The sequence below is a fragment of the Methylobacterium tarhaniae genome (assembly GCF_001043955.1).
Classification (GTDB): domain Bacteria; phylum Pseudomonadota; class Alphaproteobacteria; order Rhizobiales; family Beijerinckiaceae; genus Methylobacterium; species Methylobacterium tarhaniae.
The window spans coordinates 1-23,925 of record NZ_LABZ01000039.1; the positions used below are offsets into that span (position 1 = coordinate 1).

The 23,925-nt window shown below is 69.9% G+C and carries 26 protein-coding genes and 1 pseudogene; 14 read left to right on the forward strand and 13 right to left on the reverse strand.

Translation table 11 applies throughout. The features are described from left to right. Positions 1-192 (reverse strand): annotated as a pseudogene (locus tag VQ03_RS07180) (hypothetical protein); the annotation flags it as partial. Positions 193-217: 25 nt separating this feature from the next. On the opposite strand from VQ03_RS07180, the gene VQ03_RS07185 reads away from it, so the two are divergent. Continuing rightward, entirely contained in the window at positions 218-1,003 is a 786-nt protein-coding gene (locus VQ03_RS07185) for an SDR family NAD(P)-dependent oxidoreductase (protein WP_048450196.1), read from the forward strand. Positions 1,004-1,025: 22 nt separating this feature from the next. On the opposite strand, the gene VQ03_RS07190 is transcribed toward VQ03_RS07185, so the two are convergent. Both VQ03_RS07190 and VQ03_RS07195 read right to left on the reverse strand, forming a co-directional pair. Beyond that, positions 1,026-1,724: an SDR family NAD(P)-dependent oxidoreductase gene (locus VQ03_RS07190; RefSeq protein WP_048450197.1), complete on the reverse strand. Its 699-nt coding sequence runs from the start codon at positions 1,722-1,724 to the stop codon at positions 1,026-1,028. Further along, positions 1,721-2,272, reverse strand: coding sequence for a PaaI family thioesterase (locus VQ03_RS07195; protein ID WP_048450198.1), 552 nt, complete (start codon positions 2,270-2,272; stop codon positions 1,721-1,723). Before VQ03_RS07195 ends, VQ03_RS07190 begins: the two co-directional genes overlap by 4 nt. Positions 2,273-2,364: 92 nt before the next feature. Between VQ03_RS07195 and VQ03_RS07200 the strand changes: the two genes are divergently transcribed. Both VQ03_RS07200 and VQ03_RS07205 read left to right on the forward strand, forming a co-directional pair. Further along, entirely contained in the window at positions 2,365-2,904 is a 540-nt protein-coding gene (locus VQ03_RS07200; RefSeq protein ID WP_048450199.1) for a TetR/AcrR family transcriptional regulator, read from the forward strand. A gap of 69 nt (positions 2,905-2,973) precedes the next feature. Continuing rightward, positions 2,974-4,791 carry a L,D-transpeptidase family protein gene (locus VQ03_RS07205; RefSeq protein WP_048450200.1) on the forward strand — a complete coding sequence of 606 codons (1,818 nt, stop codon included), beginning with the start codon at positions 2,974-2,976 and terminating at the stop codon, positions 4,789-4,791. Between the two features lie 156 nt (positions 4,792-4,947). Here the strand turns inward: VQ03_RS07205 and VQ03_RS07210 are convergent, their stop codons facing one another. Together VQ03_RS07210 and VQ03_RS07215 are read right to left on the reverse strand one after the other, a co-directional pair. Further along, complete coding sequence (locus VQ03_RS07210; RefSeq protein WP_048450201.1) at positions 4,948-5,994, reverse strand: YeiH family protein; 1,047 nt, start codon at positions 5,992-5,994, stop codon at positions 4,948-4,950. 60 nt (positions 5,995-6,054) lie between these two features. Next, complete coding sequence (locus VQ03_RS07215) at positions 6,055-6,375, reverse strand: hypothetical protein (protein ID WP_048450202.1); 321 nt, start codon at positions 6,373-6,375, stop codon at positions 6,055-6,057. A gap of 174 nt (positions 6,376-6,549) precedes the next feature. Between VQ03_RS07215 and VQ03_RS07220 the strand changes: the two genes are divergently transcribed. After that, a complete protein-coding gene (locus VQ03_RS07220; protein ID WP_048450203.1) occupies positions 6,550-7,278 on the forward strand; it encodes an HAD family hydrolase in 729 nt (242 codons plus the stop codon). A 110-nt stretch (positions 7,279-7,388) separates the two neighbouring features. After that, entirely contained in the window at positions 7,389-7,967 is a 579-nt protein-coding gene (gene msuE, locus VQ03_RS07225) for an FMN reductase (RefSeq protein ID WP_048450204.1), read from the forward strand. 29 nt (positions 7,968-7,996) lie between these two features. Here the strand turns inward: msuE and VQ03_RS07230 are convergent, their stop codons facing one another. From VQ03_RS07230 to VQ03_RS07240, 3 genes are all read right to left on the reverse strand, one after another. After that, complete coding sequence (locus VQ03_RS07230) at positions 7,997-8,524, reverse strand: DUF421 domain-containing protein (RefSeq protein ID WP_048450205.1); 528 nt, start codon at positions 8,522-8,524, stop codon at positions 7,997-7,999. A gap of 121 nt (positions 8,525-8,645) precedes the next feature. Then, entirely contained in the window at positions 8,646-9,416 is a 771-nt protein-coding gene (locus VQ03_RS07235; RefSeq protein WP_048450206.1) for a potassium channel family protein, read from the reverse strand. Positions 9,417-9,881: 465 nt separating this feature from the next. Continuing rightward, the gene (locus VQ03_RS07240; protein ID WP_048450207.1) at positions 9,882-10,895 is read right to left on the reverse strand and encodes a gamma carbonic anhydrase family protein; all 1,014 of its coding nucleotides are present in this window, start codon (positions 10,893-10,895) and stop codon (positions 9,882-9,884) included. A 240-nt stretch (positions 10,896-11,135) separates the two neighbouring features. On the opposite strand from VQ03_RS07240, the gene VQ03_RS07245 reads away from it, so the two are divergent. From VQ03_RS07245 to VQ03_RS07255, 3 genes are all read left to right on the forward strand, one after another. After that, positions 11,136-11,591 carry a molybdenum cofactor biosynthesis protein MoaE gene (locus VQ03_RS07245; RefSeq protein ID WP_048450208.1) on the forward strand — a complete coding sequence of 152 codons (456 nt, stop codon included), beginning with the start codon at positions 11,136-11,138 and terminating at the stop codon, positions 11,589-11,591. A gap of 79 nt (positions 11,592-11,670) precedes the next feature. Further along, positions 11,671-12,075 (forward strand): hypothetical protein, encoded by a 405-nt coding sequence (locus VQ03_RS07250; protein WP_048450209.1) that lies wholly within the window; start codon positions 11,671-11,673, stop codon positions 12,073-12,075. A gap of 85 nt (positions 12,076-12,160) precedes the next feature. After that, positions 12,161-13,309, forward strand: coding sequence for an AI-2E family transporter (locus tag VQ03_RS07255; RefSeq protein WP_083467828.1), 1,149 nt, complete (start codon positions 12,161-12,163; stop codon positions 13,307-13,309). Positions 13,310-13,547: 238 nt separating this feature from the next. Here VQ03_RS07255 and gshB read toward each other — a convergent pair whose 3' ends face one another. The 3 genes from gshB to VQ03_RS07270 form a co-directional block, all read right to left on the reverse strand. Next, positions 13,548-14,504: a glutathione synthase gene (gene gshB, locus VQ03_RS07260; protein WP_048450210.1), complete on the reverse strand. Its 957-nt coding sequence runs from the start codon at positions 14,502-14,504 to the stop codon at positions 13,548-13,550. A 192-nt stretch (positions 14,505-14,696) separates the two neighbouring features. Beyond that, positions 14,697-15,200: a YciE/YciF ferroxidase family protein gene (locus VQ03_RS07265; protein ID WP_048450211.1), complete on the reverse strand. Its 504-nt coding sequence runs from the start codon at positions 15,198-15,200 to the stop codon at positions 14,697-14,699. Between the two features lie 158 nt (positions 15,201-15,358). Next, the gene (locus VQ03_RS07270) at positions 15,359-15,784 is read right to left on the reverse strand and encodes a YcgN family cysteine cluster protein (protein ID WP_048450218.1); all 426 of its coding nucleotides are present in this window, start codon (positions 15,782-15,784) and stop codon (positions 15,359-15,361) included. A 398-nt stretch (positions 15,785-16,182) separates the two neighbouring features. On the opposite strand from VQ03_RS07270, the gene VQ03_RS07275 reads away from it, so the two are divergent. From VQ03_RS07275 to VQ03_RS07285, 5 genes are all read left to right on the forward strand, one after another. Then, positions 16,183-18,336 (forward strand): transglycosylase domain-containing protein, encoded by a 2,154-nt coding sequence (locus VQ03_RS07275; protein WP_048450219.1) that lies wholly within the window; start codon positions 16,183-16,185, stop codon positions 18,334-18,336. Between the two features lie 408 nt (positions 18,337-18,744). Then, positions 18,745-19,629 (forward strand): glycosyltransferase family protein, encoded by an 885-nt coding sequence (locus VQ03_RS32800; RefSeq protein WP_157063991.1) that lies wholly within the window; start codon positions 18,745-18,747, stop codon positions 19,627-19,629. 256 nt (positions 19,630-19,885) lie between these two features. Further along, on the forward strand, positions 19,886-20,479 hold the full coding sequence (locus VQ03_RS34990) for an acyltransferase (protein WP_280948454.1): 594 nt from the start codon (positions 19,886-19,888) through the stop codon (positions 20,477-20,479). A gap of 159 nt (positions 20,480-20,638) precedes the next feature. Continuing rightward, entirely contained in the window at positions 20,639-21,370 is a 732-nt protein-coding gene (locus VQ03_RS07280; RefSeq protein ID WP_048450212.1) for a DUF1214 domain-containing protein, read from the forward strand. After that, on the forward strand, positions 21,367-21,948 hold the full coding sequence (locus VQ03_RS07285; protein WP_048450213.1) for a DUF1254 domain-containing protein: 582 nt from the start codon (positions 21,367-21,369) through the stop codon (positions 21,946-21,948). The genes VQ03_RS07280 and VQ03_RS07285 overlap by 4 nt, the downstream gene beginning before the upstream one ends. Positions 21,949-21,957: 9 nt before the next feature. Here VQ03_RS07285 and VQ03_RS07290 read toward each other — a convergent pair whose 3' ends face one another. Both VQ03_RS07290 and VQ03_RS07295 read right to left on the reverse strand, forming a co-directional pair. Further along, positions 21,958-22,737 (reverse strand): hypothetical protein, encoded by a 780-nt coding sequence (locus VQ03_RS07290; protein WP_048450214.1) that lies wholly within the window; start codon positions 22,735-22,737, stop codon positions 21,958-21,960. A 16-nt stretch (positions 22,738-22,753) separates the two neighbouring features. Next, positions 22,754-22,984, reverse strand: a complete 231-nt coding sequence (locus VQ03_RS07295; RefSeq protein WP_048450215.1) for a hypothetical protein — start codon at positions 22,982-22,984, stop codon at positions 22,754-22,756. A 276-nt stretch (positions 22,985-23,260) separates the two neighbouring features. Here VQ03_RS07295 and VQ03_RS07300 point away from each other — a divergent pair. Next, positions 23,261-23,925 (forward strand): DUF2336 domain-containing protein (locus tag VQ03_RS07300; protein ID WP_048450216.1); only part of this gene is annotated, 665 nt, incomplete at its 3' end.

A 23,925-nucleotide genomic window follows, 5' to 3' on the forward strand; every position in this document is an offset into this window, starting at 1 on the left:
TCGGTCATCGTCGCGCAGGCGCGCCTCGACCGCGGCGAGAGCGGCCGGATCGGTGATGTCGGCCGGCATGACGTCGACCGCGACACCGGTCTCGGCCCGCAGGCGCGACGCGAGGGCGTCGACGCGGCGGCGAGCGGCCCGGTTGATGTTTTTCGTGATGGCCATCATCAATACCTTCATGACGGCGATCATGAATATTCGCCATCGGGAGCACGACATGAGCGACCAACTGCCCACCGCCCTGATCACCGGCGCTTCGTCCGGCATCGGCGCGACCTATGCCGACCGCCTCGCCCGGCGCGGCCATCCCCTGGTGCTGGTGGCGCGCGACGCCGCCCGCCTCGACGCCCTCGCGTCGCGCCTGCGGGCCGAGACCGGTGTCGCGGTCGACGTCATGCCGGCCGACCTCACCGATCCGGCCGGTCTCGCCGCGGTCGAGGCGCGCCTGCGCGACGATGACCGAATCGGGCTGCTCGTGAACAATGCCGGCGCGGCGGCCCCGGCGGGCTTCGCGGCCCCCGACCTCGCGCCGCAATACCGCCTCGTCGACCTCAACGTGGTGGCGCTGACGCGGCTGGCCGGCGCCGCCGTGCAAGGGTTCCTCGCCCGCGATGGCGGGGCCATCGTCAATATCGGCTCGGTGGTGGCGCTCGCGCCCGAGTGGCTGCCCGGCGTCTACGGGGCGACCAAGGCCTACGTGCTGACCCTGTCGCAGGCGCTCCAGTCGGAGCTTGGGCCGCGCGGCCTCTACGTCCAGGCAGTGCTGCCGGCCGCGACCCGCACCGAGATCTGGGAGCGCTCAGGCCGGGCGGTGGAGAGCCTGCAGGGCGTGATGGAGGTCGGCGAGATGGTCGATGCCGCCCTCAAGGGCTTCGACCGGCGCGAGGCGGTGACGATCCCGTCCCTGCCGGATGCGGGGCAGTGGGACGCCTTCGAGGCGGCGCGCCGGGCGATGGCGCCGAATTTCGCGCAAGAGCACGCCGCTTCCCGCTATCGGGAGTGACGCGGGCCTCAGGCAGCCGTCCTCAGAACCGCTCCACCCAGGGCCGCAGATCGACCTCGAACGACCAGGCATCTCGCGGCTGGCGCAGCAGGTCGAGATAGGCGCGCGCCACGCCCTCCGGCGTCAGGGTGCTGTCGGGCTTGCCCGCCGGGTCGGGGCGGCGGGCGCTGCGCACCAGGCCGTCGACGACGACATGGGCGACGTGGATGCCCTTGGGCGCAAGCTCGCGCGCCGCGCTCTGGGCGAGGCCGCGCAGGGCGAACTTGCCCATCGCGAAGGCGGCCGAGAGCGGAAAGCCCTTCACGCCGGCAGTGGCGCCGGTGAACAGGAGCGCCCCGTGCCCGCGCGGCTCCATGCGCCGCGCCGCCTCCCGGGCGACCAGGAAGGCGCCGAAGGCGGTGACGTCCACGGCCCGCCGCACCGCGTCCGGATCGAGGGAGGCGAGCGGCCCGGGGGCGCGGGCGCTGGCGTTGTAGATCACCACGTCGGGCTCGCCGAGGCGGGCATCGGCCTCGCCGAACAGCCGCTCGACCGAGGCCGGGTCGGCGGCGTCGGCCGTGAAGGTCGCGGCCCCGGTCTCGGCCGCGAGGTCGGCGAGCTTCGCCGTGTCACGGGCGGCGAGCCCGACCCGCAGGCCCTCGGCGGCCAGCTGGCGTGCGAGCGCGGCGCTGATGCCGGCGCCGGCGCCGACGATGAGGGCGGTGCGGTAGGGCAGGCTCACGGGCGCTCCTCCGGTCGGATGGATCGATCGTCACGCGCAGGCAGGTCGAAGACCAGGCAGGTGGTGCTGGCGGTGGCGCAGAGCCGGCCGGCCTCGTCGGTGAGGCTCGCCTCGGCCACGGCTTGGCGGCGCCCGGCATGGATCAGGCGGCCGATCGCCGTGACGCAGCCTGAGCCCTCCGTCACCGCCCGCAGGTAGTTCACCTTGATCTCCAGCGTCGTGTAGCCGCGCCCGGCCGGCAGGGTGCTGTGGACGGCACAGCCCATCACGCTGTCGAGGAGCGTCGCCAGCGCCCCACCATGGACGCTGCCGATCGGGTTGTAGAGGTACTCGCCCGCCGGCATCCGCATCGTCACCCGGCCGGGCTCGGCTTCGGCGAGGGTGATGCCCATCAGGGCGACGATCGGGGGCGGCGGCACCTCGCCGGCGATCAGGGCCCGCAAGAAGTCGAGCCCGGCCAGGCCCTGCCCGGCCCGGGCGATCGCCCGCGGATCGGACCAGGTGACACGACGCTCCCGCGGCGCCTCCGGCAACGAGGTGGCGGCCATGCTCTCTCCCTTGGTCTTCTTAGATGACGACAATCATGATACGATAGTGATGATCGTCGTCCTCAATGATGTCAACGGGAGCGGAACGTCGGATGCGGGTGACGCGCGAGCAGTTCCGGGAGAACCGGCGCCGGATCCTCGAAGCGGCCGGCCGCCTCTTCCGCGAGAAGGGGTTTGCCGCCGTGACGGTGGCCGAGGTGATGGAGGCCGCGGGCCTGACCCATGGCGGCTTCTACGGCCACTTCGCCTCCAAGGAGGATCTCGCCGCGCAGGCGCTGGCCCAGGCCCTCGCTCCCGCCCCGCAGGAGGCCGGGGCGGCGCCGGACCTCGCGGGCTTCGTCGCCGCCTACCTGTCGGCCGCCCATCGCGACCGGCCGGGCAGCGGCTGCGCCTTGGCGGCCCTCGGCAGCGAGGCGGCGCGCCAGCCGGCCCCCGTGCGGCGCGCCTTCACCGAGGGGCTGGAGGCGCGGCTCGCCCGGATGCAGGAGGCCATGCCCGGGGGTGACCGGGCGGCGGCGCTCTCGGTCCTCTCGGGCCTCGTCGGCGCCCTGGTCCTCGCCCGGGCGGTGGACGATCCAGCCCTGTCCGACGAGATCCTGGCGGCGGCGCGGGACGTGGTCGGCTGCCCTTGAGCGAGGCCGGCAGGCTTTTGGTAACCCTGGCGTGACCATCCTGGGGGGCGTCCTTGTCCGAGGCCGGTGATGGTGTTGCGTGTTGCGTTTCCGTGCCTGCCCTCGGCGGCAGCCCTCGTCTGGGTGCTCGGCACCGGCCTCGCGGCCGCCGTGGAGCCCGCGGGCCCGTTGCCGCCCGCCCCGGTTCCGGGTCAGGCCTCCGGGGTTCAAGGCGCGCAAGGCCAAGCCCTCCAAGGCCAAACCCCTCAAGGCCAAGCTCTCTCCGCGCCCGAGCCCCCGCCGACCGGCGCGGCGCCCTTGAGCGTCGGCCCGATCCAGCCCGGCGCGACCCAGAGGACGGGCGAGGCCAGGCCCGCTGATGCCAAGCCCGCCGAGGTCAAGTCGTCCGAGGCTCGGCCCGCCGACGGGAAGCCGAATCCGAAAAAGGTCTCGCGCGAGTTGCCGCCGCTGGTGGTGGCGCGGGTGTCGCAGGACCCGACCCCGACCCTGACCCCGGCGACCTTCCTCGATACCTTGCGGGCGGCGGAGCGCTATCAGGCGCTGGTCGAGGCCGGGGGCTGGCAGCCGCTGCCGGCCGACCTCGTGGTGAAGCCCGGCGAGCGCAATCCGGCGATCCCGCTCCTGCGCCGCCACCTCGTGCTGACCGAGGACCTGGGTCCCGGCGGCCCGGAGACCGACCAGCTCGACCCCGGCCTCGTCGCGGCGCTCAAGCGCTTCCAGGCCCGGCACAACCTGCCCGAGACGGGCCTCCTCGGCCGCCAGACCGTGGCCGCCCTCAACGTGCCGGCGAGCGTGCGCCAGCGCCAGCTCGCGGCCTCCGCCAACCGGCTGATCGGGTCGAGCTTCCCGTTCGGCGACCGCTACGTCGTGGTCAACATCCCCTCCGCCGCCGTCGAGGCGGTGGATCACGGCAGCGTGGCGCGCCGCTACGTCGCGGTGGTCGGCAAGCCCGAGCGCGCCTCCCCGTCCGTCGAGACGAAGATCACCAACATCAACTTCAACCCGACCTGGACCGTGCCGGTGTCCCTCATCAAGAAGGACATCATCCCGCACATGCGCAAGGATCCGGGCTACCTCGCCAAGATGCACATCCGCATGCTCGACGGCCAGGGCCAGGAAGTGCAGCCGACCGCCGTCGACTGGTCGACCGAGAAGGCGGTGAACTACACCCTGCGCCAGGATCCGGGCTTCGACAACTCGCTCGGCCAGGTGCGGATCGACATGCCGAACCGGCACGCGGTCTACATGCACGACACGCCCTCGAAGTCGCTCTTCTCCCGCGACGTGCGCTTCCATTCCTCGGGCTGCGTGCGCGTCGCCGACGTGAAGGCGCTGGTCGGCTGGCTGCTCGACGGCACGCCGGGCCCGAACGGTCCCGGCTCGGCCTGGGGCCCGATGGAGATCGAGACCGGCATCGCCACCGGCGAGCGCCGCGACATCAAGCTCGCGAAGCCGATCCCCGTGACCTTCGTCTACCTCACCGGCTACGCCACCCCGGACGGAAGGGTGCATTTTCGCGACGACGTCTACGGCCTCGATACCGGCAAGCCGGCGGACGTGGCGGTGACCGGCGCGCTCGCCAAGCCGGACCATGGCAAGGCCGCGACGAGCCATCCGGCTCCGGCCGGACTCGCGGCGCAGCCCAAGCCGACATCCGTGAAGGCGACACCCGCCAAGCCGGCGCCCCCGAAGCCCGTCGCCAAACCCACCGAGGGCAAGGCCGCCGAGGGCAAGGCCACCGAGGGTAAGGCCGCCGCCGTCAAGGCTCCGTCGGTCGAGAAGGTCCCTGCGGCCGGGATGCCGGCCCCGAGGCCCGCCGCCAAGGCCCCGCCGGCCGAGAAGCCCGCGCCGGCCGCCGAGCGCCGGATCGCCGCCCCGCCGACCTGATCCGGCGCGACACTGCGACGCTTCCACGCCGGACCTCTTGCGCACCGGAACCATTGCGGGCTCCGCCCGGGCCCGGACCGGCGGGCCCGGGACGGTGCCGCGGGTCGTCAAGCCGGACGATCCTGCCCGAGCGGCGACGTCCCGACGCGCGCCGCGTCAGGCGATCCCCAATCCCCGCACCAGCGCGATGCTGACGAGGAGCAGGACGCCCAGGGAGGCGGTGACCGCCAGCGTCACCCGGCCGCCGACCCGGGCCACCACCCGTACGTCGACGCCGAGGCCGAGCGCCGCCATGGCGATCACCGTCAGGATGCCGGCGACCCGGGTGAGGGGCGTCAGGGCCGCGTCGGGCACGAGGCCGAGGGAGCGGGCGGCGGCGAGGGCGAGGAAGCCGAGGATGAACCACGGCACCAGCTTGAAGAAGCCGAGCTTCTTGGCGGCTCCGGCCGGGGCGCCGGGCTCGTCGCGCAGGCGCGCGGCGAGGAGCGACAGGCCCAGCACCACGGGCCCGAGCATCAGCACCCGCACGAGCTTGACGAGCGTCCCGACCTGGGTGCTGACGAGGCTCACCGGCACGGTGGCGGCGAGGACCTGGGGCACCGCGTAGACGGTGAGGCCGGCGAGCACGCCGTACTCGGTCGGGTTGGTGCCGAGCAGCGGGATCAGGAGCGGCAGGCCCAGCACCACCAGCACGCCGAGGATCGCCGTGAAGGCGATCGAGGAGGCGACGTCGTCGCCGCTCGCCCCGATCACCGGGGCGACCGCCGCGATGGCCGAGTTGCCGCAGATGGCGTTGCCGCAGGCGATCAGGATCGACATCCGGGCCGGCAGCCCGAGCAGGCGGCCGATGGCGTAGCTGGCGATCAGCGCGATCACCACGGTGGCGACGATGCCGGCGAGCAGGGCCGGCCCCGAGGCGACGAGGGCGCTCAGGCTGATCGAGGCGCCGAGCAGCATCACGGCGACCTCGAGGAGCTGCTTGGCGCTGAAGGCGATGCCGATGCGCCAGCGCGGCCCCGGCTCCCAGACCGAGCGGATCGCGATGCCGGCGAGGATGGCGATCACCAGCGCCTCGACATAGGGGTGGTGGACGAGGTGTTCCTCCACGGCCTGGACCAGGCTCGCCACCGCCGTCACGGCGACGCAGAGGGTGAGGCCGGGCAGGACCGCGATCGCGGTCCGCCCCAACGTGTCAGGCCGCATCGCCGGGCATGCTCGCGTGGAAGGAGGGTCGCCGGCGCGCACCGGACCGGGTGGAACGGGTCACGGACGGAAGCTCGTGCCGATGCCGGCCCGCGGCGGCTGGCCGAGCCAGAGCAGCACCAGGCCGAGAGCCAGGGCGATCGGGGCCGCCGGCGAGAGGGTGAAGGGGAGGCCGAGGAGCTTCCACAAGGTCGGCTGCCCACCCTCGGCCATCGCCTGCAGGCTCGCGGCCCGGTCCTTCATGAGCGCCACGGCGACGTCGCTGACCGAGGTGACGAGCACGGTGTTGTTGGCGATCGAGCGGGCGCCGTCATAGACGATCCCGACGAACCCGGCGGCGACGAGCAGGAGGCCGAGGCAGCGGCACAGGAAGCGGATCATCCAGGGCTCCGGACCGCGCCCTGAGCGGGACGCGCGGCACCTTGAGTAGAGAGAGGCTCTGACGGGCGCAAGCTTGAGCGCGTCGCCCGCGCGAGCGCGAGCGCGGCACCGTGGCGGGTTGATCCCGGCCGCAAGGGCGTGCCACGGCGCTGGCGACCGACGAGGGGGAACGGCATGAACGGCAGGACGGGCGCACGGCCGGAGCTGGTGATCTTCGATTGCGACGGCGTGCTGGTCGACAGCGAGCCGATCAGCCTCGTGCGCCTGACCGAGAACCTGCAGCGCATCGGCGTGCCGATCGATCTCGACACGGTGGCGCGGCGCTTCACCGGCACCAGCATGACCTCGATCATGGCCCACATCGCCGCCGATTACGGCGTGCCGACGCCCGAGGGCTTCGTCGACGCGGTGCGGGCCGACACTTTGCGGGCCTTCGATACCGAGCTGAGGGCGATTGCCGGCGTTGCCGCGGTGCTGGAGACGATGCCGGGGCGGCGCTGCGTCGCCTCGAGCAGCGACCCGCAGCGCCTGCGCCACGCGCTCTCGCTCACCGGACTCCTGCCGTTCGTCGAGGGCCACGTCTTCAGTGCCACCATGGTGGCGCGGGGCAAGCCCTTCCCGGACCTGTTCCTCTACGCCGCCGAGCAGATGGGGGCGGCGCCGGGATCCTGCGTGGTGATCGAGGACAGCGTGCCGGGCGTCACCGCGGCGCGGGCCGCCGGCATGCCGGTCCTCGGCTTCTGCGGCGGCGGCCACTGGGCGCATGACCGGGCCGGGGCGGATCTTTTGGCCGCAGGAGCCGTCCGGGTTTTCGACGAATTCGCCCAGCTGCCCCATCTCCTGGAGACGTGGGACGCAGCGTCCCGTTCAGGAACGGGAGCCCTGGCACCGGTTTCGCATTGACCTGCCGCACGCGCCCGGCACATTCGGGGCGGACGCGACCGGCAAGGATCTGCCTTCAGAACCGAGACCGTTCCAGGACCCCCGTCGCCTCAAGCCAACCGGAGCCCGCCGTGAGACCAGCCCGCATCGTCGCCTTCTCGGGCAACGTCCGCCGCCCGTCCCGGACCCGCGCGCTGGTGGAAGCGGTCGCCGCCGAGCTCGGCCGCCGGCGCCCGATCGAGCTGAAGGTCTTCGACCTCGCCGAGGTCGGAACCGGGCTCGGGGCCACCACCCGCCAGGCCCTGCCCCTGCCGATCGCCCACATGATCGAGGCGATCGAGGGCGCGGACGGGCTGATCGTCGGCTCGCCGGTGCATAACGGCTCCTATTCGGGCCTGTTCAAGCACGTGATCGACTTCCTCGAACCCGCCGCGCTCGCCGGCAAGCCGGTGGCGCTGACCGCGACCGGCGGCGGCCCGCGCCACGCCCTGATGGTCGAGCACCAGCTCCGCCCGCTCTTCGGCTTCTTCACCGCCCACGTGGCGCCGACCGCGGTCTATGCCGGCGAGGCGGAGATCGAGGACGGAATCGTGACCGACGAGCGGGTCGCCGAGCGGGTCGCCGCGGCGGCGGGCGAGCTCGCCCACCTCCTCGACGTGGCGGAGGCGGCCCGCCGCAGCGCGGCCGGACGGGCCGTGGCGGGGATCTAGGGGCCGCCGCCGCGGGGGCGGGCGTCGCGTCAGGCCAGCTCTCGTCGGTCCTCCGGCTTGGGCCCCGCATCCTCGGCATCGCGACGGATGACGCTGATGCTGCCGTCGCCCTCCAGCGAGGCGAGCCGCACGAGACCCGGATCATCGATCCCCTGCTGGCGCAGCTGGCTCATCAGCTCGGAATGCGTGATCATCTGCCGGCGCATGTTCCGCCAGCAGATGCGGCCGTCGACGACCAGCGGCAGGCGCTTCGGCGTGATGAGGCGCTCGAACGCGGGGGAGTGGAAGGCCAGCCAGTCGATGCCGTAGTTCCAGCCGACGATGGTGAGGACCAGCAGGACGCCCTCGGTCAGCGACTTGTACTCGTTCGAGAACGCGTTCTGCGAGACGTCGGCGATCAGAACGATGACGAGCAGGTCGGCAAGGCTGACGGCGCCGGCCTGACGCTGCATGACGAAGCGCATGATGAGGAAGAGGAGGAGGTACATCAGGGTCCCTCGCAGGACGATTTCCAGCAAGGAATGCTCCGGCACGAACAGCGCTCGCCAGTCAGGCATGGATCCTCCGCATCGCTCAACCGTCTCGGACGATCTCAAGCTCGCCAGGGTCGCGCGGCTCGACGCTCGAGGATCGGTCCCGTCCGATGAGAAACGCATCCGGCGCCGGGACCGATGCGGCTCAATCCGAGCCTTCGTCGGGAAGGTTGAGCAGGGTGCCGCACGCCTTGCAGTGCACCGCATCCGGCTCGTGCCGCTGCAGGCCGCAGGTCGGGCACTGAAAGCGCACCTTGTAGGGCCGGAACAGGACCTGGGCGAGGCGCAGGAACAGCGTGACGCCGCAGATCATCACCACGACCGAGATGAGGCGCCCTCCCGTGCCCTGCAGCGTGACGTCGCCGTAGCCCGTCGTCGTCAGCGACGTGACGGTGAAGTACAGCGCATCGACGTAGTTTCTGATGTTCGGGTTGGAGCTGTACTGGGTCGTGTAGACGAGGCTCGTCATGATGAAGATGAACACCACGAGGTTCGTCACCGCGATGATCACGTCCTCGTTGCGACGGAAGAACGGGAGGTCCGCCCGCAGACGATCCTGCAGCTGGTAGGTCCGCAGCAGCCGCAGCGTGCGCAGGATCCGCAGGAAACCGGCACCTTCGCCGGCGATGGGAGCGAGGAACGAGGCGATCGCCGCCAGATCCGCCCACGTCGTCGGCCGCAGGAACTCGCGGGCCGGGCGCGGGCAGATCGCCAGCCGCGCGAGGAAATCGGCTGCCACGGCGATGCCGACCAGAACGTCGATGCCCTCGATAACCGGCTGCCGGGGCAGGAACGAGGACAGGACGATGAACAGAAGGGTGGCCAGGTCAAAGGCGAGCAGGCCGTAGCGAAATCGGTGCGCGCGGTCGCTGTCGCCCTCGTAGAGCTCCCGCAGAGCCAGCCTCAGACGTCCCATGGGCAACCATGCTTCCGCCGCTCCGGATCCCGGGAGCATGGACGTTCCATCGCATGCCGACGCGAGAAGTTCATCACGGCCGGCCCGCATGGCAGGCAGCGCCCGTGGGCCGGTGCTCCCGGCCTGGCTGCCGCATCCGCTGCTGCGGACGGATCCTTCCTCGGGACGGGAAGGTCCGGATGCGGTCGCGGGCAGCGCCTCCAGGTCCTCGATCCCGCATCGCGTCGTCGATGCGCCGGCGTCCAGCCTTCGAAAGGCGTGCGTGAGCGGCGCCCGATCGCGTTGCGACCGGACGCAGTTCTAAGCAGATTTCGCAAAAGTGGTCGCCGGTTTTGCGACAAAAATCTGCGACCAAACAAGAACCTAAGCGGACGAAGCGTTGGCTTGCCAACGCAAGTCTGCTTAGATCTTTGATTTTGCCGCATTTTCTACGGCGAACCGGTATCCGCTTCGTCGGAGGATGCTCTAGCTCGCCTGCAGCTTGCGATAGGCGCGGCCATAGGCGGCGTAGCTCGCGACGGTGCGGGCCATCATGGCGCGGCGGTCGCCGTCCAGGCGCGACAGGGCCCGGGCCGGACGCCCGCCCCAGAGCCAGCCCGAATCCAGCACCTGCCCGGGGTCGGTGGCGCTGCCGGCGGCGAGCAGCACGTCCGCCTCCACCACCGTCCCGGGGCCGAGACGCGCGCCCATGCCGATGAGGCAGCCCGGACCGATGCGGCCGTCGGCGGCGGTCACGTTGTGGCCGAGCGTGGTGTCGCGCTCGATCACCAGGCCGTCGGCCCGGGTATGCAGCGCGCAATTGTCCTGCACGTTCACGTTGGGCCCGATCACGATCGGCCCGAGGCCCGCCTCGAGGGTGCAGGAGAAGAACACGCTCGCTCCCGGCGCGAGGGCGACCCGGCCGCGCAGCCGGGCGGTGCGGGCGACGAACACCGCCGGATCGATCGCGAAATCGTCGCCCGGGCCGGAGGCCTGGTCGCTGGCGGCGGCCTCGCGCAGGCGCTCGGCCCGATCGGCCAGCTCGCTCGGCGCGAGGGGACGCAGGGGCCGGGCCGGGCTGCCGGCGCAGACGAAGCCCGCCGGCAGGGTGGTGCGCGGAAACACCGTGCTGCCGGCCTCCAGCAGCACCCCGTCCTCGATCAGGGAGCCGTCGAGGACCACGCAGGCATCCTCGATCACGCAGTCGTCGCCGACCGTGCAGGCATGCACCACCGCGTCGCGGCCGACCGTGACCCGGTCGCCGACGATGCACGGATACATCTCGGCGGCGATGTGCAGGGTCGAGCGGGCGCCGAGCCAGAACCGGTCGCCCACCACCACGTCGTGCCCGTCGGCGCGGATCACGGACTCGTCGCCGAGCCACGCTTGCGTCCCGATGCTCGCCCGCCCGATCACCGCGCTGCCGCGGCCGCACCAGACCGGCCGGGCCGCGAAGGTGGGCTCGGTGTCGTCGAAGGGGAGGAGGAGGTCAGGGGTCACGGGGCATTCCTCCGTCCGGCCGGCCGCGCGGCCGGTCCTCGCCCTCACATCTACGCCGTTCCACCGCCGCCGCCAGCCCCGGATCCCGGCGCCGGCCGTTCGTGCCAAGCCGATGTCGCAAAAGTGGCCGCCGGTTTTGCGGCAAAAATCTGCGACAAAACAAGAAGCTACGCGGACGAAGCGTTGGCCTGCCAACGCAAGTCTGCTTAGAAGGCGGCGCACACCGATCCCGGACCCGCCATGACCCCTCGCCTCTCGATCCAGCCCGAGCCCTTCGACGTCGCGGCGGAGATCGGCGCCCTCACGGCGGCGCTCGGCGGGCGGGCGGGCGCCATCGTGAGCTTCACCGGCCTGTGCCGGGACGAGGACGGGCGGCTGGCCGCCCTCGAGCTCGAGCATTATCCCGGCATGGCCGAGGCCGAGATCGGCCGCGTGCTCGACGAGGCCGCCCGGCGCTGGCCGCTCCAGGGCGCCGTCGCGATCCACCGCCACGGCCTGGTCCGCCCGGGCGAGGGCATCGTCCTGGTGCTCGCGGCCTCCGCCCACCGGAACGCCGCCTTCGAGGCGGCGAGCTTCCTGATGGACTACCTCAAGACCCGGGCCCCGTTCTGGAAGCGCGAGCACCGCGCCGACGGCACCCTCGGCGGCTGGGTCGAGGCGACGGAGCACGACGCCGCGGCGGCGGCGCGGTGGTGAGGGCGCGAAACGGGGATTGCCGAGAATTCGAGCGATCGGGCTGAGGAATCGCTGACGGCCCTGCGGCAGGATCGCCGTCATGATCCGAGATCACCGATCCCCCGATCCTCTGCCGTTCGATCCGCTGAGCGCGCGCAACCTCGCGATGGTCTGCGCCCTCGTCGGGCTCGGGACCATCCTGCTCTCCGAGCGGCCGACCCAAGGGGGCGTGCTGCTCGCCTGGGCCGGCCTCGTCGGCTGGGCGCTGCTGCGGGTCTTCGGCGGCCGCCCGGCGCAGCCGGTGCGCCGGAAGGTCCGTCCGCCGCGGCCCGAGCCGGTCATCGAAGTCGTGGAGGTGAAGGACTGGACGCCCCGGCGCCCGGCCCCGGCCCTGGCCCTGCCCAAGCCGATCGCGGCGGAACAGCCGACCTCCGCGCCGGCCTGGACGACCTCCGCGCATCCCGCCGTGCTCGCCGGCATCCGTCGGCGGCGCGAGGAGGGATAACGGGGATTCGCGGTCGCCGAACGGCCGCGCACGGCTATCTGTCCTGCACGGCGGCGCAGCCCCGCCGGCGGAGAGATCCTCGACCATGCCCGTTTCCCCACCTCTGGACACGACCCGCCACGACACCGCCCGCCCGGGCAGCACCCGCTCGCTCGTGCTCGCCGGCCTCGGGGTGGTGTCGTTCACGGCCGTCCTGCTGCTCGCCTGGCACTCCGCCGACACGCTGCTCCTGATCTTCGCCGGCATCCTGTTCGCGGTCTTCCTCGACGGGCTCACGCATTATCTCGGCCGCATCGTTCCTCTCGGGCACGGGGCGCGGCTCGCGATCGTGAGCGTGCTGCTCACGATCCTGGTGCTCGGCATGGTCGGGCTCGGCGGTGCCACCGTGGCGGGTCAGGCGCAGCGCCTGGGGCAGACGCTGCAGCAGCAATCCGGCACCGTGAAGTCCTGGCTCGACGCCCGCGGGATCGACACCCGCTTCCTCGACTTCGGCAAGCTGAAGGATGCGGCCTCGCAGACCTCCGGCGAGGCGGAGGGCGGGCGGCGGACCCTGCCCACCGCCGGCGGCCTGCCGAGCCCCGGCACGCTCCTGTCGGGCGCCGGCAGCGTCCTCGGACAGGCCTCGACGGTGGCGCTGGCGGTGTTCGGCGCCATCGGCAACGTGTTCATCGTGGTGGTGCTCGGCCTGTTCGTGGCGGCCGATCCCCGGACCTACCGCGACGGCCTGCTGCGCTTCGTGCCCTCGCGCCACCGCACCCATGCGGCCTCCGTCGCCGACGATATCGGGATCACCCTGCGCCACTGGCTGTTCGGCCAGCTCGTCGTCATGGGGGCGATCTTCGTGTGCGTCTGGCTCGGGCTGACCCTGGTGGGGATCGACGGGTCCCTGGTGCTGGGCCTCCAGGCGGGCCTGCTCTGCTTCATCCCGACCATCGGGGCGCTGGTGGCCGGCATCATCATCGTGCTGGCCTCCCTCGCCTCGGGGCTGAAGGGGGTGATCGCCGGCCTCTGCGTCTACCTGCTGGTGCAGACCCTCGAGAGCTACGTGCTGACGCCCTTCGTGCAGAAGCGGGCCCTCGACATCCCGCCCGCCACCCTGTTCGCCGGGCAGATCCTGCTCGGGGTGCTGTTCGGCCTCTGGGGCGTGGCCCTGGCCCTGCCCCTGACGGCAGTCGCCAAGGTCCTGCTCGACCGGCTCTACATCGAGGACACGCTGGGGGAGAATGCGGGCTGACGCCCTCCCTTCGAACGAGGCTTGACTGTCAGGGACTGCGGCTCGGGACTCGTCCCCTCCGTCCCGACCTCATCCTGAGGTGCCGCGCAGCGGCCAAGGAGGGCTCCAGTGATCTCGGAGACATCCTGAGCCCTCCTTCAACGTCGGTCCATCTGCGATGGACCGAGGTCTCAGAATGAGGTCGTGGATCGGATGACATCTGCCATCCCGGTCAAGCGGGCTCTCGGCCCCGACGGCGTCAGGCGCTCTGCGGCTTCGTCACCTTGGCCTCGATCGCGTCCCAGACCGCGACCGCGAGGTCGGGGCCGCCGAGGCGCTTGATCGCCCGGATGCCTGTCGGCGAGGTGACGTTGATCTCGGTCAGGTTGCCGTCGATCACGTCGATGCCGACCAGGATCAGGCCGCGGCGGCGCAGCTCCGGGCCGATCGCGGCGCAGATCTCCTGCTCGCGCGGGGTGAGGGCCGTCGCCCCGCCGGTGCCGCCGCGCACCATGTTCGACCGGATGTCGTTGGCCGCCGGCACCCGGTTGACGGCCCCGAGCGGCTCGCCGTCGACCAGGATGATGCGCTTGTCGCCCTCGGTGATCCGCGGCAGGAAGCGCTGCACCACCCAGGGCTCCCGGAAGGTGACCGAGAACAGGTCGAACATCGAGCCGAAATTCGGGTCGTCGGGCAGGACCCGCAAAACCGCCGCGCCGCCATGGCCGTGCAGCGGCTTCATCACCACGGCGCCGTGCTCGGCCCGGAACGCCTCGATCTCCTGCTTGTCGCGGGTGATCAGCGTCGGCGGCATCAGCTCCGGATAGGCGGTGACGAACAGCTTCTCGGGGGCGTTGCGCACCTCGAACGGGTTGTTCACCACGAGCGTCCGCGGGTGGATGCGCTCGAGCAGGTGCGTCGCCGTGATGTAGGCGAGGTCGAAGGGCGGGTCCTGGCGCATCAGCACCACGTCGACCTCGGCGAGGTCGATCCGCTCCTGGGCGCCGAGACGGGCGTGGTCGCCCTCCACGTCCTGCACCCGCAGGGGCTCGACCCGGGCGGTGACGCGCCCGTCGCGCATCGAGAGCCGGTCGGGCGTGTAGTGCAGGAGCGTGTGGCCGCGGGCCTGGGCCTCCAGCAGCAGCGCGAAAGTGGTGTCGCCGGCGATGCGGATCGCCTGGATCGGGTCCATCTGGACCGCGACGGTGAGGGCCATGTCGGGGGTATCTCCGGTCGCCCGGTTTATCGGGCGGCCAGCGCCCGATGGCAACGGCCGTGGAAGAAGGAAGGCCCCGCGCACAGGCTGCGACGGGGCCCCAAGTCGAGGGAGGAGACGCCCATATGGGCCCGATGAGACCTAGCAAGCCGCGTGCCAGTTCAGGCGGGCGAGGCCGGATTCCTGTCCGGCTCAGGCAGCCTGTCGGTTGACCCGGCTCTCGGCCAGCGCGGTCAGCTTCTTGTCGGTCGCCTTCTCCTCCTCGAGGGTCTGCTGCAGCGGGCCGATCACGTCCTTGCGGCCGAGCTGCTGGGCATAGGCGATGATCGTGCCGTAGCGGGTGATCTCGTAATGCTCGACCGCCTGGGCGGCGGCCAGCATGGCGGCGTCGCGCACCTCGGCGTCGTCGGTATCGCCGATGATCTCCTCGGCCTCCGCGATGATCCCGTCCATGGCCGCGCAGCGCACGCCCTTCGGCGGCTGTCCCAGGGTCTGGAACACCTGGTCGAGTCGCCGGATCTGCCCTTCCGTCTCGCGCAGATGCGTCTCGAAACCCGCTTTCAGCTGCGGGTCGCTCGCCTTGCCGATCATCTTCGGCAGCGCCTTCGTGATCTGCTGCTCGGCGTAATAGATGTCCTGGAGCATGTGATGAAAGAGATCATCCATGCTCTTGATCGGCTTCGAGAACAGGCCCATGGCGGTCTCCTCGACTGGCGTCGGCGCCTGCGCTCATCGAAGCGATGCCGACGCGCGACACAGGAACGGCGCGAGGCATCCGGGAGAGCAGGCGCGGTTCCGCATTGCCGGGGAACGTCGCCCGGCTGGCCCGGTTCCTCAGGAACTCCAGGTGGGTATCAGCGGCCGGCCTGCGGATCCTCACCCGGCCAGGCGACGATGCGGTCCGGCAGTTCCTCGGTCTCGAACTCCTCCTCGGTGCCGCTGACCCGGCCGCGGACCGAGATGCCGGCCTCGTGCACGGTGCGCCGGGTACCGGAGACCAGGGGGTGCCACCAGGGCAGGTCGCGCCCGTCCCGCACCAGGCGGTAGCCGCAGGTCGGCGGCAGCCACGGCAGGGTGCGCACCGCCTCGGGCGTCAGGCGGACGCAATCGGGCACCTTGCGCTGGCGCCGCGCATAGTCGCGGCAGCGGCAGGTGCCAGCATCGAGCAGCGTGCAGCCGATATCGGTGTAGTGGATCTCCGCCGTGTCCTCGTCCTCGAGCTTCAGGAGGCAGCAGCGGCCGCAGCCGTCGCACAGGCTCTCCCACTCCTCCGGAGTCATCGCCTCCAGGCTCTTCTCGCGCCAGAACGGCGTCGCGGCCTTGAGGGAAGCGGGCGGGCGCGGGGGGTTGCTGCGGGCTTTGGCCACGGCTGGTACGGCCTTCGAGGCGCCGGATCGACGGCGCGGAGGAGGGACATCGGGGATGGAAGACGCCCTCCTCTGCCGCGCGCGAGCGCCGGGGGCAAGCGCGGCCGGCGGAGCCTCCGCACTCCTGCGACGTCGTGTCGGCGCGCGAGCGCCCCATATAGGCCGCGGAAGCCTGCGACCGGCTCCGGGTCTCGCGCTAAGGTGCGAGGCTTGCTAGACCTTCACGCCGCGCCACCCGAGGACCCGCCGACGTGCCCAACGACCGGCCCACCAACCGGCTGACCCAGATCCGGACCCGCCTGTCCCACGGGATGCTCGGCTTCGACGCCTGGCTGAATGACGGCCTCTACTCGGGCGGCCGCTCCTTCGGCGAGGCCTATGAGCGATTCGCCGAGCGGATCCAGCGCCGCTTCCGGGTCCGCGGCGTCAAGCGCATCGTCCTCGACCTCGCGAGCGAGGGCGTGACGCTCGGGCTCGCCGGCGGCGTGGTGATGCTGACGCTCGCCCAATCCGCCTTCAACCAGACCAGCGAGAACTGGCTCAAGGCGCCGGACCTCGCCGTGACCTTCCTCGACCGCTACGGGACCGAGGTCGGGCGCCGCGGCATCAAGCACGACGATTCGCTGCGCATCGACGAGTTTCCCGACATCCTGGTCAAGGCGCTGATCTCGACCGAGGACCGGCGCTTCTACGAGCATTGGGGCATCGACCCGATCGGCACGCTCCGCGCCGTGACGGTGAATGCGCGGGGCGGCGGCCACGTCCAGGGCGGCTCCTCCCTCACCCAGCAGCTCGCCAAGAACCTCTTCCTGTCGAACGAGCGCTCGCTCGAACGCAAGATCAACGAGGCGTTCCTGGCGCTCTGGCTCGAATGCCACCTGACCAAGAACGAGATCCTGAAGCTCTACCTCGACCGGGCCTATATGGGCGGCGGCACCTTCGGGGCGGCCGCCGCGGCGGATTACTATTTCGGCAAGAACCTCAAGGACATCACCCTGCCGGAAGCGGCCATGCTGGCCGGCCTGTTCAAGGCGCCGACGAAGTACGCGCCCCACGTCAACCTGCCGGCGGCCCGCGCCCGCGCCGCGGACGTGCTGCACAACATGGTGGAGGCCGGCTACCTGACGGAAGGCCAGATCCAGTCGGCCCTGCGCAACCCGGCGACCCCGGTGACCCGCTCGCGCGACATCAGCGCCGACTACTACCTCGACTGGGCCTTCAACGAGATCAAGAAGCTCGTCGACGAGGGCAAGCTGAAGAAGGAGCGGGTGCTGGTCGTGAAGACGCCGCTCGACCTCGCGATCCAGAAGCGGGCCGACCAGGCGGTGGAGAACGTCCTGCGCCAGTTCGGCGACGCCTTCGACGTCGAGCAGGCGGCGCTCGTGACCATGGATCCGGATGGGGCGGTGCGGGCGATGGTCGGCGGGGCCGATTACGGCCAGAGCCAGTTCAACCGCGCCACCGACGCGCTGCGCCAGCCCGGCTCGTCGTTCAAGCCCTACGTCTACGCCGCGGCGCTCGCCACCGGGCAGTGGCGGCCCGAGACCCGGGTGGTCGACCGGCCGGTCTGCATCGGCAACTGGTGCCCGGCCAATTACGGCCGCTCCTTCGCCGGCGCGATGCCGCTGTGGATCGCGGTGGCGAAATCGATCAACACCATCCCGGTGCAGTTCTCGATCGCCATGGGCAAGCAGCTCGGCGAGACCCACGACGCCCGCGCGGCCAAGCTCGGCCGGGCCAAGATCATCGAGCTGTCCCACAAGATGGGCATCACCTCGAACCTGGTCGATTCGGTCTCGCTGCCGATCGGCTCGGCCGAGGTGACGGTGATCGACCAAGCCGCCGGCTACGCGGTGTTCGCCAATGGCGGAAAACGGGCCAAGCCCTACGCCGCCACCGAGATCCGTACCGGCGCCGGCGAGGTGATCTATCGCCACGACACCAGCGAGACCCCGCCCGAGCAACTGCTCTCGACCCGGGTCGTCGCCGACATGAACTACATGCTCAACAAGGTCGTCGACGAGGGCACCGGCCGCAAGGCGGCGGTGGAGGGCGTGCGCACCGCCGGCAAGTCGGGCACCACCAACGCCTACCGCGACGCCTGGTTCGTCGGCTACACCGGCAACCTGGTGACCGCGGTCTGGTACGGCAACGACGACCATTCCTCGACCAAGAACCTGACCGGCGGCTCGCTGCCGGCGATCACCTTCCACGAGGTGATGGCCCCGGCCCACCAGGGCATCGAGATCAAGCCGATGCCGGGCTTCGAATCCGACAAGGCCGGCGCCCGCACCGCTCAAGGCCCCGCCCCGGCGACGCCGCCCCCGGGCGCGCCGGCCGGCGCCCTGTCGCGCCGCTCCTTCGAGGTGCTGGGGGGCATCGGGAGCCTGTTCCGCTCGGTGGAGAGCCCCCCGCCGGGACGGGCGGCGTTCAATACGGTGGGTGGGCAGGTCGGGGTGCCGTAATCGAGAGACAGCAGAACCTGCTACATCGTGTGGCGTGCACAGCCAGCGTTTCGCTTCAAGTTTTAATTATGATAATATGAAATTATACTTTATGATCAAGGTGGCTGGAAATTTGGCTCTGGGATAAATCTGTTTTATTATATTATCGATTTCGAAGGTTTTTCCGCATTACTGCGCGCAATCCCGGCAAATTGATGCTTATATTATTTAATATTCTATTGATATTCTATTGATATTCTATTGTGTTTTCCGCCTGATCCTTTATCTTCTTCGACGAAGCTAATTTACAGATGAGACCTCACCCTAGTTGTCACCTCTCTATGCATTGATTTGCACGCAGCCCCCCTCTCGGGTATGCCTCCTCAGAGATACGAAGCCGCACGAGGAGCCCATGAAATGAAATTGTATATGGCCCTGAATGAGGCAGGAACATCCGGTGATATTGGCCTTCATACGAAAATCGCAGCACTCTCCGCAAAAAAATTTACGACTCTTGATCCCGTCCTCTTATACTGCGGGGAAGCAAACGAGCAAACTCGCTGGCTTCAGGAAATCGGCGTCGAGGTTGTACGCTCCGAATTGCCGTATCTTGATCTTATTTTGAAGTTGACACAGGAGGGTCGTTACTGGACGGCATCAGTCGGTCATTGGTTAAGAACAAATGTCTGTCTTGAAGAGAAAGAAGATGAAATAATACTTTATACAGATGTTGACGTTCTATTTTTGAAGAATGTTAACTATTCAGCCAAGCCAAAATATTTCGCAGCGGCGCCAGAATTTAATCCGAATTCATGGAATTATTTCAATGCTGGCGTTATGATTGCTAATATGCACGGCCTTCGCTCGCAGTATCAAGAATTTGAGGCCTATTTGCGGGAAAATATCGATCTTCGTACTTACAATTTTCACGATCAAATCGCCTATAATGATTTTTACAGGGGTCGATGGGACAAGCTGCCCGTCGGCATGAACTGGAAGCCATATTGGGGCATTAACAATGATGCATCGATCATTCATTTTCATGGCCCGAAACTTCATGCCATCGACCTGATTACGAAAGGAGAGTGGAATTGGGACAACAATTATGGACTTCAACTTGGAAGTCTTTTTGCCGCACATGCGAATGAATATCACCACTATTACCGCAAGGTGATCGATCTCTGCCCAGAGTTGCCCGCTGACGTTCTGGACAGACTAAACGTAATCTGCGATCAGATTGATAAATATAAACAAGCATCGCCCGATCCAAGAATCGACTTGTCGTTCATGGACTACCGAATGTATCCCGAGTAGGTCGGCACTCAACCTGCGCTTAAGGAGAGTGCCCGACTCAGACACTCTCCAGACCCGTAACATCTAACATGAAAACCTGATTCACCGCCTTATTTCTATCGGATCGATCTTTGATCGCGGCATTTAAAATCGAGATTGACGTCGAAAAAAATGCTGCCGATCAGATCGAAAAACCTCTCATAATATGGTGCAATGTCGGAGCGTGTCCGTTCGTGGCGAACGCGTTGATGTTGTAAGGCCTCGGCAGGAGCACAATGTGGGACTTGCGATACAAGGTGACATCACCAATAACGATGTTCAAATTAGCAAGAAATTTATGGATGAGTGCCAGGGAACGCTTGTATTGCATGGGACCGGCAGCACCGTCTACATCGACACTCCGAATGCAGCTCATTCGATATTTTGCACGGTCGCCTCGCAGGCACGCATCGTCGTCGGTAAAAATTGTGTTTTCGGCAATCTAGCACTACATGCACTTGAGCCCGGCGCCGTCGTCATGATTGGCGAAGACGTCGGCTTCAATGGACAAGTTTCGATCTCAGCCCATGAGCGCGCAACAATTGAGATTGGAAACGAATGCTTGTTCGCAAGTGGTGTCCACGTCAACGCCTCAGATGTCCATAGCATCTTCGACCTTGAGACACATGAGCGAATAAACCCGGCTCAGGACATCGTCATCGGTCGGCACGTCTGGATCGGTGCAGGCGCCCAGATCTTGAAGGGGACTCGAATCGGAGACATGTCCGTGGTCGGGGCGGGCTCTATCGTCAGCGGAGCTCATCCTGGGAACGTTATCATCGCCGGCGTGCCGGCCCGCACTGTGCGTCAGGGCATCTACTGGCGCCGATGAGCCACTCAGGATCCTGTCGAGCGTGTTTACGGGAGTTGGTGGACGACCACCGAGCTTCATGCCGGGTGGCGACCGGTTCCGGGAGGATGGGGTAATTCGACAGGCGGGCGCCAAAAACCCGTTCGGCCCTGGCCCGACCTGGGCTAGACACGGCCCACGATGCTGACCGAGAAAGTCGCCCTTCTGGCCCCCGGGCGCGCCGCGTCCCCAGGCCCCCGACACCCGGCCCGGCCCCGGCTCCTGCGGGGATTTGCGCGCCTGCGCCGGGTCGGGACCGTGGGGCTGGTGCTCTACGCCCTCGCCCTCGGTGCGGTCCTGGGGCTGGCGTCCGCCAACTGGGCGACGCGGGGGCGCTACCCGTTCGGGGGCGTCGTCCTCAATGCCTGGACCGCCTGGCCGAAGATCGGCTCGCGCGATGCCGACCCCTATGTGCGGGCGATCCATGCCCGCACCGGCGAGATCCCGCTGGCGCTCGGCGAGGGACTGCTCCTCACCGCGCTCACCGACGATGCCGGGCGCCGGCTCGATCCCTCCTGCCGCTACCGCGTCGCCGGCGCCACGCCGCCGGCCCGGGCCTGGACCCTGTCGGTGGAGCGGCGCGGACACGCCAAGCACACGGCCAAAGATGCGGCCAGCCCCGCGCCGCAGGCCGGCTCCGCCCCGCCGCCGCCGCGCACCGGCTTCACCTCCACGGAGGTGCTGCGCGACCGCGACGGCCGCTTCTCGGTGATCGTGAGCCCGGCCGTGCGGCCCGGCAACTGGCTGCCGATGCCCGAGGGCGACGGCTCGATCCGGCTGGTGCTGCGCCTCTACGACACGCCGGTGGCGGCGAGCACCGGCGTGCTCGAGCGCGAGGGCGTGCCTTCGATCACCCGGGAGGATTGCCCGTGACGCCGCTCGGCCGCTTCATCCTCGCCACGCTGTGCGGCCTCGTCCTGGCCGGGCTCGTGCACGTCGCGACGGTGCTGGCGATCCCCTACCTCGCCGCCGGCAACGCCATGGCGCGGGCGCGCGCGACGCTGGCCAACGACACCTCGGTGCTGGTCCACGCCGCCGAGACCGGCGGCCCGGCCGAGGCGGCCGAGGGCTGGCTGCCGCCGCAGGACCCCGCGGTGGCGGTGGGCGTCTGCGCCTACGACCTCGACGACGGTCCGGTGCGGATCACCGCGGAGACCGGCCCGCTGCTCGAGACGATCGCGCTGCACGGGCGCAACGGCGCCTATTACGCCATCACCGACCAGGCCGCCGTGCGCGGCACCGTCGAGCTCGTCATCATGACCCGGCGCCAGTTCGACGAGGCGCTGGCCACCGCCGACGAGGACGAGCGCAACCGTGACGTGCGGATCATCGCGCCGAGCCGGCAGGGCTTCGTCAGCGTGCGGGTGCTCGCCGCCCTGCCGAGCCAGCAGGCCCAGGCCAACGAGGCCGCCCGCTCGGTCTCCTGCACCATCGACGGCCCGGACGAGTAGGCGGTACCGTCAGCCCTTGCGCACCAGCACCACCTCGCCGGGCTCCGGCGGCACGAGGCCGCAGCGCGCCTCGGCATCCGCCGGCAGCAACGGATCGAGAAGGGTCCGGCGCGAATCCAGGAAGGCGAGGGCCCGCTCGCCCGCCACGGCCTCCTCCTCGGGGGCGGCCACCAGCAGGTGCTCAAGGGCGTAGCGGTAGGACGCGGAGCGTGCCGCGGTCTCGCGCCGCACCCAGGCGATCAGGCAGCGGTTCTCGGCCACCCGCATCGCGGCGCTGCGTACGTCCCGGTCGTCGAGGGTGGTGATGAAGGGCAGGCTCTGCAGCCGCGTCAGGTCGGCCCGCACCACCCGGGACGCCGTCTCGGCGAAGGCCGGGATCAGCCGCCCATCCGCCACCAGGTCGTCGGTGAGGCGCCGGTAGCGCGAGACGGGGGAGCGGAACGGCCCGGCGGTGATCGCCTCGTAATAGGCGGCGGGATCGGAGGGACGCCAGCTCGCCGGCAGCACCCGGGCGCGGGTGAGGTTGTCGAGGGCGGCGTCGAAGGCGCTCCGCTCCCGGGCCGGCATCAGGAAGCGCCAGGCGCGGTCGCGCAGGGCCCGCTCGTCCTCGGTGAAGGGAAACAGCGACGCGGGCTCGCCCCGCTCGTGCGCGGCGAAGGTGCCGGCGGCGTCGATCAGGCTGTTCCAGGCGGTGGGGGCCGGCCGGCCGAAATCGCCCTGCTGGACGCAGGCCGAGACCAGCGGCAGGGCGAACAGGACGCGGGCGAGCCGCAGGATGCGGGCGGACATCGCGCGGGACGCGGGCTCAGCGCCGGCAGCGCCGCTCGGGAGCGGGCAGGCCGGGCTCGGCGGGATCGGGCAGCCTCTCATAGCGCACTCCCGTGAACAGCAGGATCGTGCCGCGGACCGGGTCCGCCGCGGGAAAATCGGCCGCGCCGCCGGCATCCGAGCCCGGGCGCACGTCCGGGCACGGGCGCTGGTGCGCGACCGGAAACGGGATGATGTCCGCCGAGGGACGTCGTTGTGGGCCGATCATGTGTGCTCTCCCGCCTCCGCCACGTCCCTCCGGGACCGCCGCCCATCGCGGCCTCGCGACGGGACCAAAACACGGGCATGGTTAATGGACTGTTTCCGGCGGGCGTCTCCCGAGGGAGCGGCCGGCCGGCCGCGTAAACCATCGGTGACCGGGCCGGGAGGTCGTCCCCGCTATCCCCAGGCCGGCCCCCGGCCGGTGCCCGCAGCCTTAAGCGTCGCTTTACGCAGACCCTCGCATTCTCGGGATCGTTGTCTCGTCCTGCGTACCCGATCGCCCATGGCCCGCACCGCCGCCGACGCTCCGCCGGACCTCTCCGGCCTCCTCGACCTCGCGCGAGACCGGCGTCTCGACATGAAACCGGTCCTGCTGCGGGTGCAGACGGACCTGTTTCGCGCGGCGCCCGTGCGGGACGTCGCGACGATCCGGGCCTTCGAGGCGCTGGCCTGCGGGCTGATCCCGACGGTCGATTCCGCCACCGCCGAGATCGTCGCCCAGAAGCTCGCGCCTTTGGCCGACACGCCGCAGAGCGTGCTGGCGCTGCTCGCCGCCCATGGCGGCGGCGCCCGCGACGCGGTGCTGTCCTTGAGCCCGGTCCTGTCGGCGGAGCTGCTCGACGCCGCCGGCAGCGGGCCCGAGCTCGACGCGGCCATCGCCCTGCGGCGCGATCTCGGCCGGGCGCTGGTCGACGACCTGAGCCTGCGCGGCGAGCCGGACGTGGACTTGGCGCTCGCCCGCAACACGACGGCGCCCCTCGCCGGGGCCGCCCTGGAGCGGCTGGTCGAGCGGGCGCGCCGACGGCCGGAGCTGGCCGCGCTGCTGCTGTCCCGCGACGACCTGCCGGCGGTCGATCTCGCGCCGCTCTACCTCCAGGCCGGCCCGGAGCGCCGGGCCGCGATCCGCGACGGCGTCGCCGCGCGGGCGGCGTTGCGGCCGCAGAGCCG